Origin of the sequence: Polaribacter butkevichii, from assembly GCF_038024105.1 — a bacterium.
In the GTDB taxonomy this organism is placed as follows: domain Bacteria; phylum Bacteroidota; class Bacteroidia; order Flavobacteriales; family Flavobacteriaceae; genus Polaribacter; species Polaribacter butkevichii.
Genome location: NZ_CP150661.1, coordinates 1870478 through 1884185, shown reverse-complemented (window position 1 = coordinate 1884185; position 13708 = coordinate 1870478). Strand labels below are relative to the sequence as shown.

Genomic DNA, 13708 nt, shown 5'->3' with positions numbered 1-13708 from the left:
CTTTTTTTGTGATTTATAAAAAAATAAACCCTCTTTTTTATCATAATAAAAGGATATAAAAAAGAGGATTTGTTGTTATTTGTACTTAAATGCTATCATTCCTAATGGAGGTAAGTCTAATTCAATAGAATGCTCTCTATTATTCCATACCTTTTTATCTGAAGTTAATTTTTTATTTTTATAGTTTCCTGTTCCGTTATATTTTTTAGCATCACTATTAAAAACTTCTTTTAAGGTTCCTGTTTTTGGTAACCCAATTCTATAGTTTTCTCTTGGTACTGGTGTTAAATTTAAAATAACGATTACATTATCTTTTTCGTTTACTCCTTTTCTAATATAAGACATTACAGAGTTTTCGTGGTCTCCATGATCTATCCATTCAAAACCTTCGTGTGAGAATTGTTTTTCATGTAAAGCAGGTTCTTTTTGGTATAATTTATTTAAGTCTTTTACTAAATTTTGTGCTCCTTTATGTACATCGTAATCTAATAAATGCCAATCTAAACTACCATTAAAATTCCATTCAGAAGTTTGACCAAATTCACCTCCTTGAAATAATAATTTAGTTCCTGGGTGTGTAAACATCAAACTATATAAGACTCTTAAGTTTGCAAATTTTTGCCATTCATCACCTGGCATTTTATTTACAATAGATTTTTTACCGTATACCACTTCGTCATGAGATAATGGCAACATAAAATTTTCTGTAAAAGCGTAATTTAAACTAAAGGTTAATTCATTTTGATGATGTTTTCTGTAAATAGGTTCTTTTGCAAAATAATCTAGTGTATCGTGCATCCAGCCCATCATCCATTTCATACCAAAACCTAAGCCACCATCATAAATTGGTTTAGATACTTTAGGAAAAGAAGTAGATTCTTCTGCTATTGTTTGTACATCCGGAAAGGCTTCATAAACAGCCATATTCATTTCCTTGATAAAATTTATGGCATCTAAATTTTCTCTACCACCAAACTCATTTGGTTCCCATTCTCCTTCTTCTCTCGAATAATCTAAAAATAACATAGAAGCTACCGCATCTACTCTTAATCCGTCGGCATGATATTGGTCTAGCCAAAAGATAGCATTACTAATTAAAAATGCTTTTATTTCGTTTCTTCCGTAGTTAAATATTAAACTTTTCCAGTCTTGGTGATATCCTTTTCTTCTGTCTGGATGCTCGTATAAATGAGAACCATCGAAGAATCCTAATCCATGATCGTCTGACGGAAAATGAGAAGGAACCCAATCTAACAAGACTCCAATGTTTTTTTCGTGAAACGTATCTACCAAATATTTAAATTCATCAGGATAACCAAAACGAGATGTTGGTGCAAAATAACCTGTTAATTGATATCCCCAACTTGGGTCGTAAGGATATTCCATAATTGGCATAAATTCTACATGTGTAAAATTCATTTCAGATACGTAATCTACCAATTCATCGGCTAGTTCTCTATAACTTAAAAATCGATTTTCTTCAATTTGTTTTTTCCAAGAACCTAAATGAACTTCATATACAGAAAAAGGCGCGTCTAAAGCGTTATTCTTTTTTCTGTTTTTCATCCATTTTTTATCCTTCCAAGAGTAATCATCTTCCCAAACTTCCGAAGCTGTTTTTGGTGGATGTTCGCATCTTCTAGCAAAAGGGTCTGCTTTTTCTGTGGTAATATTGTTATTGGCACTTCTTATTTTGTATTTATAAATAGCTCCTTTACCTACATTAGGTATAAAACCTTCCCAAATACCGCTTCCGTCCCAACGTACATTTAGGTGATGTTCTCCTTCTAACCAGAAATTAAAATCACCAATAACAGATACTGATTTGGCACTTGGTGCCCAAACGGCAAAATAAGTTCCTTCTATACCATCTACAGTAATAATGTGCGAACCAAATTTTTCGTATAAACGATAATGTTTTCCTGCCTGAAAAAGGCTAATATCAAATTCTGTAAAAAGACTGTGTACTTTTGTTTGTGCCATAAGTTATCTTTTAAAATATAGTTTTGTTTGGTAGTTTTTATAATTACTTGTTGATTTTAAAAATATGAAATGGTAGTGTTGCATGTAATTCAACATAATTCCATTCATTATACCAATCGTAGCAATTTCTTGTTACCAAATCTTCTACTTGCACTTTTTGACCATTATGAATTTTTAGGTCATGAAGTGGTAATTGTATAGAACCAGATTGAGAATTATAAGCATCTAAACTTATAATTGTTAAGGTTTCATTACTTCTGGTATCATTCCATTTATAAAAAGCAATTATTTGATCATTACCAGTTTCTACAAACTTTATATTATTTGTTTGTTGATAAGATTCTTGCTCTTTTCTAATCTGATTAATTTTAGTAATTAAAGTAGTCACTTTATTTTGTTTAAACCAATCGTAATGACAAAGTTGAAATTTTTCTGACATATAATATTCTTCCTTTCCAGGAATAGGATCGCTTATCATTTGTTCAAAAACAGGGCCATAGATACCAATATTAGAACTTAAGGTTGCAGCCAATACATATCGTTGTAAGTATTTACTTTCTGGAGCACCTTGTAAATGAAACGGATTAATATCTGGCGTATTTGGCCAGAAATTAGGTCTCATATATTCTTTTTGATTTGTTTTGGTGAGTTCGTTTACATACTCAATTAATTCATGCTTAGATTCTCTCCACGTAAAATAAGTATACGATTGTGTATATCCTTGTTTTGCCAATTGTTGCATTACTTTAGGTCTGGTAAATGCTTCAGCTAAAAACAATACATCGGGATGTTGTTTTTTTACTTCTGCAATAATCCAACCCCAAAAAAAGTACGGTTTTGTATGTGGGTTATCAACTCTAAAAATATTAATTCCACAATCTATCCAATAGAATAACGAGTCTAAACATTCTTGCCAAAGATTTTTAAAATCTTTGCTTTCCCAATAAATTGGTAGAATGTCTTGATATTTTTTTGGTGGATTTTCTGCATATTGCACAGTACCATCTGGCCTCCATTTAAACCAATCTGGATGTTCTGTTACCCATGGATGATCTGGGGCAGCTTGCAATGCGTAATCCATTGCTACTTCAATACCCAATTCTTTTGCTTTTGCAACTAAGTTTTTAAAATCTTCTAAAGAACCTAACTCAGGATGGATGTCTTTATGACCTCCGTATTTAGACCCAATTCCCCAAGTAGAACCAACATCGCCATCTTGTGCAACTGTGGTGTTGTTTTTTCCTTTTCTATTTACTTCTCCAATAGGATGAATAGGAGGGAAGTATAAAGTATCAAACCCCATTTGGGCAACTCTTGGTAATATTCTGTGGCAATCGTTAAAAGTACCGTGTTTTCCTTCTTGTTCTGATGCGGAACGAGGAAAGAATTCATACCAAGTACTAAATCTTGCTTTTTTTCTGTCTACATAAACATTATATTCTTGAGAAGTTTCTGTTAAAAATTTTTCAGGATATTTTTTTAAAATTGATGTTAATCTTTCTGAAACAGCTTCTTTAATGGCTTCTGAATAGGTTTTATCATTTTTAAAAATGTAAATTAAATGTAATAAATAGTCTTTTTCTTCAGGGGCAACTTTATCTACAATAGCAACTAAAAGTTCTGCACCTTCTAAAAGTTCTGAATTTACATGTTGAGAATCATCAATTTTTCTACCTAAACCATGTTGCCAATTTAAGGCATAGTCTACCCATCCTTCAATTTTATAAGAATAAAAACCTTGTTTTGATGTTTGAAAACATGCAGTATATTCATCATTACAAGTTGGTGTCATTCTAATGTCTGACCATTTATTATCTTTTTCATGTTTGAATAATAAATTAGCCTGAAGTACATCATGACCATCAACTAAAACATCTGCAGTTACATTTACAATTTCGTCTACAACACGTTTAATACTAACTTTTCCACTATTTAATTGTGGGGCAATATTTTCTATTACAATTCTACTTTGATTTTGCATTAATTAGGTTCATTTAAATAATAAAAAAGTAAAAATTTATTTTATCCGATGTTGGTTCCTTTTGGTATAGTAGCATCTTTTTTAATAACTACAATTCCTTCTTTAACCATATAAGTATCTGTTTCTATATTTGGTATATGTGGACCTCCGTTAATTCTAACATCATCACCAATTCTACAGTTTTTATCTATAATACAGTTGTGTATGTAACATCTTTCTCCAATTCCCATCATAATTTCAATATGATTTTCAGAAATTTCATTTAAAGTTTCATAAGAATCATTTCCCATCATATAGGTGTTAGATATTAGAGAGTTTTTACCAATTCTAGAACGAATACCAATTACTGATCTTTCTATTTTTTCAGCATGAATAATACATCCATCTCCAATTACAGCTTTATTTAAAATAGAACCTGCAATTTTAGAAGTTGGTAATATTCTTGGTCTTGTGTATATTCCTTTTTCATCATATAAATTAAATTGAGGAACATCGTCTGTTAACCCTAAATTTGCTTCAAAGAAAGAATCAATATTTCCAATGTCTGTCCAATATCCTTCGTATTGATAACTTAATGTTTTGTGTGTTTCTATAGCTTGCGGAATAATTTCTTTACCAAAATCATTGGTATCTGGATTTTTCATCAATTCAACTAATAGATCTCTATTAAATATATAAATACCCATAGAGGCTAAGTAATTTCTACCTTGCGCTTTCATTGCATCACCTACATCAGAAGTCCAATCTGGCAATAATTCAGCAGCTGGTTTTTCTATAAATGATGTAATTATATTTTCGTCATTTGTTTTTAATAAACCAAATTGTGTAGCATCTTTAGCATTTACAGGATAAGTGGCAATAGAAATTTCTGCACCACTTTCTTCGTGTTTCTCAATCATATGGTTAAAATCCATCTGATATAATTGATCACCAGAAAGAATTAGGGCATATTCAAAATCATTTTCTAAAAAATGGAGCATACTTTGTCTTACTGCATCAGCGGTACCTTGAAACCATTTGTCGCTATGAATTGTTTGTTCTGCGGCTAATACGTCTACAAAAGCAGAGCTAAAAAAACTAAAGTGATAAGTATTTTTAATATGAGCATTTAAAGAAGCAGAATTAAATTGGGTTAATACATACATTCTTTTTATATCAGAATTGATACAGTTAGAAATAGGGATGTCTACCAATCTATATTTACCTGCAATTGGTACAGCAGGTTTAGATCTATCTTTTGTTAAAGGATATAATCTTGAACCTTGTCCTCCACCAAGAATAATTCCTAATACTTTATTATTTATCATCGCTTTCTTTTTTTAGTGATTTATATAATGCTTCTACTTGTTTTGCTATTGATATCCAATCGAAATGTTCTTCAACTCTCTTTCTTCCTTTCAGAGCCATAGATTCCCTTAATTTAGGATTATTAATTACTTTATTTACTCCTTCAGCTAAATCTTTAGCAAATTTATCTGGGTTTATAGGTTCAAATGGTGCAGAATTTTGTTGTTCTACAGGTATAAGTAACCCCGTTTCATTATGTACAACAACTTCTTTAATGCCACCAACAGCACTTGCAACAACCGCAGTGTTACATGCCATTGCTTCAATATTTATAATACCAAAAGGTTCGTAAATGGAAGGGCAACAAAATACATCGGCATGAGAATATAATTGAATAATTTCTTCTTTAGTAACCATTTTATCAATCCAGATTACGTTTTTACGAGTTTTTTTAACTTCGTTAACGGCGTCTTTCATTTCTTTACCTATTTCAGGTGTATCTGGCGCCCCAGCACACAATACTATTTGAGTATCTGGGTCTATATATTTTATCGCATTTACTAAATGAATAATTCCTTTTTGTCTAGTTATTCTTCCAACAAAAAGTACGTAAGGTTTGTTTTTATCAACACCGTATTCATCTAGTGTGGTTGTTTCTGGTGTTGTAATGTATTGTTGTAAGTTAATACCGTTATAGATTACTTTAATTTTACTTTCGTCTACGTTAAAATGTTTTAAAACATCTTGTTTGGTTTCCTCAGAAACAGCAATTAAAGCATCAGCCATTTCAATAGCTGTTTTTTCTATCCAAGAAGATGCGTCGTAACCACGCCCAAGTTGTTCTCTTTTCCAGGGTCTTAAAGGTTCTAATGAGTGTGTAGTAATTACTAATGGTATGCCATAGCAAAGTTTGGCAACGATTCCTGCAAAGTGAGAATACCAAGTATGGCAATGCACAACATCTGCATCTATAGGGTCTGCATTCATGTGCAGACCTGTACTTAAAGTCTGAAAAACAGCTTTAAGCTTATCATCAGAATTCTCAAAAATAGGATTTTCGTAAGGAAAACCTTTTACAGTAGGATTGTTAACGGTGTCACTTTGGTCTCCAAAACATCTTACATCAACATGCATAAGTTTTGCTAATTCTGTTGCAAGATATTCTACGTGAACACCAGCTCCACCATATACGTAAGGAGGAAATTCTCTAGTATAAAAAAGGGCTTTCATAAAATTTTAGTAATTAAATTCGATTAGTTATTTTAAGCATCAAAAGATAAGAAAATACTATTTAATGTACTAAAAAAAGTATAACATTTTATTTGTGAATCTCTATTATTATGAAACTCTTAATATTAAGATGTTATCTTCTATGGTCTTTATAAAATTATGGCTAGAATTTATTGAATATGTTTATATGTGAACCCTTATTAGAAAAAATTAACTATTTCTCTGTTTATTAATTTCGTCTTGTAATTGTCTTCTAAGTTTTTGTTCTTTTTCTAATGTGTTTTTTCTATGTTTTTCAAATTCTTGTTCAATTTCAGCTAAATTTTCTTTAGCTTCTTTTGTAAGCACATTACTTCTAGAGAACTTAAATATATAATAGGATAACGCTAAAATTAATAATAAAATTAAGCTCCATATTACAAGGTTATAAGTTGTTTTACTTAACTGTATACCTACAATAGAAATAGAATTTTCTTTTATTAAAGCGGCATCTAATTCTAATTTAGTTTTAGCTAAAAGGTTTTTATTTTTTTCAATATTGTCCTTTTCTGCTTTTAATAAATTATTTTTTTCAGAGATTATTTTTTTTGAAGACTTAAGTGAATCTAAAACGTTTGATTTTAAACGTTGATAACGATCTCTACTGATCACTTTATATACTTGATATGTAGTTGATGTTCTGTAAATCTTATCAAATTGACCTTCAATAGAGTTGTTTTCGGTTACTTCTTCTGTGTTTTCTTGTGCAAAAGATAAAGTAGATACTAGTAATAATAAAGTTATTAAAAATGATTTCATTGTTAGTTTTTTTTACGTGCGTAAATTTATAAAAAAAAAACCCAAACTTTATGTTTGGGTTTTTAAATATAAGCAAGTATTATTATTTATTTAATTTTTTCTACAACTGCCTTAAAAGCGTCTGGGTTGTTTACAGCTAAATCTGCTAAAACCTTACGGTTTAATTCGATTTGATTAGCTTTCACTTTTCCCATAAACTGAGAGTAAGACATTCCGTGTAAACGAGCTGCAGCGTTAATACGCACAATCCATAAAGAACGGAAGTTTCTCTTATTGTTTTTACGGTCTCTGTATGCATAAAGCATACCTTTTTCAACTGCATTTTTTGCTACTGTATAAACGTTTTTTCTACGTCCGAAGTAACCTTTTGCAGCCTTCAAGATTTTTTTTCTTCTTTTTCTTGAGGCTACTGAATTTACTGATCTTGGCATAATTTCAATGTGTTTTGTAGTAGGCGATTCATTTAAGAATACTTTTTATTTTTGGCCTAACTCCATGGTTAATAATTAAATTCCCTGGTTAAACTTACTTTAAGTTTAACATTTGCTTAATGTTAGACTCATCTGCTTTATGTACTAAACCATCATGAGTTAACTTTAATTTACGTTTTTTAGACTTCTTTGTTAAGATGTGACTTTTAAACGCGTGCTTTCTTTTGATTTTTCCAGTACCAGTAACTTTAAATCGTTTTTTGGCGCTAGATTTTGTTTTCATTTTAGGCATCTCTCCTTCGTTTTTATCTTGCTTATAAGACATTATTTCCGAAACAAGTTTCAGAAACTTTTTTATATCCTACAAAGTTTTTAACCCTTGTAGCTATGTTGTAATAATTATTTTAACTTTTTAGGGGCAATAAACATAATCATACGTTTACCTTCTAATTTTGGTAACTGTTCTACTTTACCATATTCCTCTAATTCTTGGGCTAATTTTAATAATAAAATTTGGCCTTGTTCTTTAAAAATAATAGAACGTCCTTTAAAGAATACAAATGCTTTTAACTTAGCTCCTTCTTGTAAAAATTTAACGGCATGTTTTTTCTTAAACTCATAATCATGCTCATCAGTTTGAGGTCCAAAACGTATTTCCTTAATCGTTACTTTTGTTGCTTTAGATTTTAAGGCTTTCTCACGTTTTTTCTGCTCATACAAGAATTTCTTGTAATCAATAATTTTACAAACAGGTGGTTTAGCTTTTGGTGATATCTCAACCAAATCTAACTCCTGTTCTCTGGCCAATTCTTTAGCTTTATCTAAAGGATATACACCAACTTCTATATTCTCGCCCACAAGACGAACTTCGTCAACATATTTTATTTTCTCATTAATCCTATGTTGATCTTCTTTGATTACTCTTAACGGTCTTCTTGACCTGCTTCTACGAATTGCTATGACTTATAAATTTTAAGTTTAACTTATGGTTGTTTTCCAACCTTTTTATGTTCTTGATGAATTTCAAAATTAATTAAAAATTCTTCAATGTTTTACTTTCTTCTGCTTTAATTAAAGAAATAAATTCTTCAATTGTAAATGTTCCTAAATCCCCTTCACCGTGTCTTCTTACAGAAACTGTGCCGTCTTGTTCTTCTTTTTCACCAACAATAACCATAAATGGTGTTTTGCTAACTTCTGCATCTCTAATCTTACGACCAGTTTTTTCACTTCGGTTGTCTACGAGGGCGCGAATTTCGGAATTTTCTAACGATTTTAAAACTTTTTCTGAATATTTCTGATATTTATCACTGATTGGCAATAAGATAACCTGATCTGGAGTTAACCAAAGAGGGAAGTTTCCTCCCGTGTGCTCTAGCAATACTGCAATAAATCGCTCCATAGAACCAAACGGTGCTCTATGTATCATAACAGGTCTGTGCAATTGATTATCTGCTCCTTTATAGGTCAAATCAAAACGTTTTGGCAAATTATAGTCAACTTGTATCGTTCCAAGTTGCCAACTTCTTCCAATGGCATCCTTTACCATAAAGTCTAATTTCGGACCATAAAAGGCAGCTTCACCTTCTTCAATCACAAAATCTAAACCTTTATCTGTTGCAGCACTTATAATTGCATTTTCAGCAATTTCCCATGTTTCAGTATCACCAATATATTTATCTGGGTTACTTTTATCTCTAATAGAAACCTGTGCTGTAAAATCTTCAAAACCTAAAGAACCAAAAACATATAAAACTAAATCTATAACATCTTTAAACTCTTGGTCTAATTGTTCTGGTGTACAAAAAATATGCGCATCATCTTGCGTAAAACCTCTAACTCGTGTTAAACCATGCAGTTCTCCACTTTGTTCATACCTATAAACGGTACCAAATTCCGCAAAACGTTTTGGTAAATCTTTATAAGAATAAGGTTTAAAATTGTAAACTTCACAGTGGTGAGGGCAGTTCATTGGTTTCAATAAAAACTCCTCATCCATTTTAGGTGTTTTTATAGACTGAAAACTGTCTGCGCCATATTTTTCATAATGCCCAGAAGTAACATATAATTCTTTCTGACCAATATGAGGCGTCATTACCATCTCGTAACCCGCTTTTTTCTGTGCTCTTTTTAAGAAATCTTCTAAACGTCCTCTTAACGCAGCTCCTTTAGGTAACCATAAAGGTAAACCTGCACCTACTTTCTGAGAAAAAGTAAATAACTCTAACTCTTTACCAAGTTTTCTGTGGTCACGTTTTTTAGCCTCTTCCAATAATTCCAAGTATTCAGTAAGCATTTTTTGTTTAGGAAAACTAATTCCATAAACACGCGTTAACTGATTATTTTTTTCGTCACCACGCCAATAAGCACCAGCAACACTCATTATTTTAATAGCTTTTATAATCCCAGTATTAGGTATGTGTCCTCCTCTACATAAATCCGTAAAATCACTATGATCACAAAAAGTAATATCCCCATCCGTTAAGTTTTCAATCAACTCAACTTTATACGCATTATTTTCTTCTTTATACAAAGACAAAGCATCTGCTTTAGATACAGATCGTAAAGAAAACTCATGTTTACCACGCGAAATCTCTAAAAATTTCTTTTCTATACTAGAAAAATCTTTATCAGAAATAACATCATCTCCTAAATCAATATCATAATAAAACCCATTTTCAATAGCAGGTCCAATCGTTAATTTTGCCTTCGGATAAAAACTTAATATAGCCTGGGCTAAAACGTGTGCAGATGAATGCCAGAAAGCTTTCTTTCCTCCAGCATCATTAAACGTATATAAAATTAAAGAACCATCCGTGGTTAATGGGGTAGTGGTCTCAACAGTTACGTCGTTAAAATTTGCCGATATCACATTTCTAGCAAACCCTTCACTAATGCTTTTTGCAACATCCATCGGAGTGCTATTTTTAGCAAACTCCTTAATAGTTCCGTCAGGTAAAGTAATTTTAATCATTTAATGTCTAATATTTGAGAATGCAAAGATATTAGAAAACAATATTTCATACAATATATATGTGTACTTATTATTAATAACAATTTTAGTAAGGTTTTTCTTTGTATATAATCAGGTTTTCCTTTTTGGTGTTCCCTTTTTTTGTTGAGATATAAAAAAGAGTAGGGTTTATATATATAGGTACACTTTTTCAATTCAAATAAACTTATAGAATAAAAAAGGTCGGGCTTTCCACTATATCTTTTTGCGAAAAGCAAAAAGGATGCCGTTTCAATCCCTAACACAAAGCCTGTAATTGTAATTAGCAAGAAGAAAACAAGCCTACAAAGAACAATTTCAACAAATAGCCACCCCATTTGTTCTTCATATAAAAAAACGTCATTGCGAGGCACGAAGCAATCCCTTTATTCTAGTAAATTAAGCTTCTGAGCAAATCGAAGCCTATGTATTCAACAGAAACTTACACGATACTTGTCTTCTAGTAATCCGTTTTTTTTAGATTTAATTCTGTTTACAAAGTTTCTACTTCATCTATAAGAGACCTTTTTCACGATTTTCGTTGTATTAAAATTAAAAAACAATCATTTACAGGCTTTATTTAAAAGCAAAAAAACAAATCCAAGTAACTAGGTGAAGCTATTTCAAAGATAAAGTTGACGAGAGTAGTAGTCGTTTTATCTAAAATTAGAGAACAAGAAACCTATTTAGACTAAATTTTCAGCTGACACTCTTTCCTTTTTTTAATGTTCTTATGTTGTAAAAAGTAGCAATTATCCCCAAAACCCAGATAAAACACAGTAACCTTAAAAAAATAACCAAAAAAATATTTCATGTAACTTACTAGAAACAAAATAATTAGGAGAAGTATGTAAAATAAACAAAAAAAAAGGGTTAAAAAATAGTTGTTAGATTAAAAATGTGTTGTAAGTTTGCAGCCGCTAACAGCAATATTAGTTTGTTAGTCACGTTCATTGAGAGTTTGTAAATCGAGTGAAAATTAAGGAGTTAAACCGGTAAATTTGCAAAAATTTTATCAAAAAAAACTTTAATTTTTATTAGGTTGGTTTGTAAAAAACGTTGTATGTTTGCAGTCCGAAAATTTCGGCAAAAAGTTCAGTGTTTTTTTACAGGTAAAATAAAATAAAAAAAAGTTTATTTTTTTATTGTCAGATTAGAAATAGTTTGTATGTTTGCAGCCGCTAAGAAATACAGCAAAACGATCAGAGAAAATTTGGAATAATCATTAAAACGATTAGTTAGTTCGATTCTAACATTTCTACAAAGTTGAGTTAAAGGTAAAGATTGAGTTTTATGACTTGTCGGTGCCGACTCGGCACAGTTCATTGAAAATATTGAAATTGACAGCGTAATTAAAGAGTAGAATAACCACATTATTAGATTAATGTAAAATTCTTTTGAAACTTATTCATTAAAATATTTAAAATATACAATGAAGAGTTTGATCCTGGCTCAGGATGAACGCTAGCGGCAGGCTTAACACATGCAAGTCGAGGGGTAACATTGTGCTTGCACAGATGACGACCGGCGCACGGGTGCGTAACGCGTATAGAACCTACCTTTTACTGGAGAATAGCCTTTAGAAATGAAGATTAATGCTCCATAGTATTGATTAATCGCATGATTAATTAATTAAAGATTTATTGGTAAAAGATGGCTATGCGTCCTATTAGTTAGATGGTAAGGTAACGGCTTACCATGACTGTGATAGGTAGGGGTCCTGAGAGGGAGATCCCCCACACTGGTACTGAGACACGGACCAGACTCCTACGGGAGGCAGCAGTGAGGAATATTGGGCAATGGAGGCAACTCTGACCCAGCCATGCCGCGTGCAGGAAGACTGCCCTATGGGTTGTAAACTGCTTTTATACAGGAAGAAACACTGGTATGTATACCAGCTTGACGGTACTGTAAGAATAAGGACCGGCTAACTCCGTGCCAGCAGCCGCGGTAATACGGAGGGTCCGAGCGTTATCCGGAATCATTGGGTTTAAAGGGTCCGCAGGCGGTCGATTAAGTCAGAGGTGAAATCCCATAGCTCAACTATGGAACTGCCTTTGATACTGGTTGACTTGAGTCATATGGAAGTAGATAGAATGTGTAGTGTAGCGGTGAAATGCATAGATATTACACAGAATACCGATTGCGAAGGCAGTCTACTACGTATGTACTGACGCTGAGGGACGAAAGCGTGGGGAGCGAACAGGATTAGATACCCTGGTAGTCCACGCCGTAAACGATGGATACTAGTTGTTGGGCATTAGCTCAGTGACTAAGCGAAAGTGATAAGTATCCCACCTGGGGAGTACGGTCGCAAGACTGAAACTCAAAGGAATTGACGGGGGCCCGCACAAGCGGTGGAGCATGTGGTTTAATTCGATGATACGCGAGGAACCTTACCAGGGCTTAAATGTAGTCTGACAGCTTTAGAGATAGAGTTTTCTTCGGACAGATTACAAGGTGCTGCATGGTTGTCGTCAGCTCGTGCCGTGAGGTGTCAGGTTAAGTCCTATAACGAGCGCAACCCCTGTCGTTAGTTGCCAGCATGTTATGATGGGGACTCTAACGAGACTGCCTACGCAAGTAGTGAGGAAGGTGGGGATGACGTCAAATCATCACGGCCCTTACGTCCTGGGCCACACACGTGCTACAATGGTATGGACAATGAGCAGCCATCTGGCAACAGAGAGCGAATCTATAAACCATATCACAGTTCGGATCGGAGTCTGCAACTCGACTCCGTGAAGCTGGAATCGCTAGTAATCGGATATCAGCCATGATCCGGTGAATACGTTCCCGGGCCTTGTACACACCGCCCGTCAAGCCATGGAAGCTGGGAGTGCCTGAAGTCGGTCACCGCAAGGAGCCGCCTAGGGTAAAACTGGTAACTAGGGCTAAGTCGTAACAAGGTAGCCGTACCGGAAGGTGCGGCTGGAACACCTCCTTTCTAGAGAAAGATGGTGAGTTACAAAAAAAGGTTTTTTTTACTCTTTGCTGTTAATTTTA

The 13708-nt window shown here is 32.9% G+C and carries 9 protein-coding genes and 1 rRNA gene; 1 reads left to right on the top strand and 9 read right to left on the bottom strand.

Annotation, left to right across the window (positions count from 1 at the left end):
* Positions 1-75: 75 nt before the first annotated feature.
* The 9 genes from glgB to thrS all read right to left on the bottom strand — a co-directional run bounded on the left by glgB (position 76) and on the right by thrS (position 10684).
* Complete coding sequence (glgB, locus tag WG951_RS07890) at positions 76-1983, bottom strand: 1,4-alpha-glucan branching protein GlgB (RefSeq protein WP_105050317.1); 1908 nt, start codon at positions 1981-1983, stop codon at positions 76-78.
* A gap of 43 nt (positions 1984-2026) precedes the next feature.
* Positions 2027-3964 carry an alpha-1,4-glucan--maltose-1-phosphate maltosyltransferase gene (locus WG951_RS07885; RefSeq protein WP_105050318.1) on the bottom strand — a complete coding sequence of 646 codons (1938 nt, stop codon included), beginning with the start codon at positions 3962-3964 and terminating at the stop codon, positions 2027-2029.
* 41 nt (positions 3965-4005) lie between these two features.
* Positions 4006-5271: a glucose-1-phosphate adenylyltransferase gene (locus WG951_RS07880; RefSeq protein WP_105050319.1), complete on the bottom strand. Its 1266-nt coding sequence runs from the start codon at positions 5269-5271 to the stop codon at positions 4006-4008.
* Entirely contained in the window at positions 5261-6481 is a 1221-nt protein-coding gene (gene glgA, locus WG951_RS07875; protein WP_105050320.1) for a glycogen synthase, read from the bottom strand. Before glgA ends, WG951_RS07880 begins: the two co-directional genes overlap by 11 nt.
* 210 nt (positions 6482-6691) lie before the next feature.
* On the bottom strand, positions 6692-7279 hold the full coding sequence (locus WG951_RS07870; protein ID WP_105050321.1) for a hypothetical protein: 588 nt from the start codon (positions 7277-7279) through the stop codon (positions 6692-6694).
* 86 nt (positions 7280-7365) lie between these two features.
* On the bottom strand, positions 7366-7710 hold the full coding sequence (gene rplT / locus WG951_RS07865; RefSeq protein ID WP_068450935.1) for a 50S ribosomal protein L20: 345 nt from the start codon (positions 7708-7710) through the stop codon (positions 7366-7368).
* A gap of 94 nt (positions 7711-7804) precedes the next feature.
* A complete protein-coding gene (gene rpmI / locus WG951_RS07860; RefSeq protein ID WP_105050637.1) occupies positions 7805-8002 on the bottom strand; it encodes a 50S ribosomal protein L35 in 198 nt (65 codons plus the stop codon).
* 107 nt (positions 8003-8109) lie between these two features.
* Positions 8110-8628 carry a translation initiation factor IF-3 gene (gene infC / locus WG951_RS07855; protein ID WP_170062934.1) on the bottom strand — a complete coding sequence of 173 codons (519 nt, stop codon included), beginning with the start codon at positions 8626-8628 and terminating at the stop codon, positions 8110-8112.
* A 115-nt stretch (positions 8629-8743) separates the two neighbouring features.
* Entirely contained in the window at positions 8744-10684 is a 1941-nt protein-coding gene (gene thrS / locus WG951_RS07850; protein ID WP_105050323.1) for a threonine--tRNA ligase, read from the bottom strand.
* Positions 10685-12131: 1447 nt separating this feature from the next.
* Here thrS and WG951_RS07845 point away from each other — a divergent pair.
* Positions 12132-13649: ribosomal RNA gene (locus WG951_RS07845) — 16S ribosomal RNA — on the top strand.
* Positions 13650-13708 lie beyond the last annotated feature (59 nt).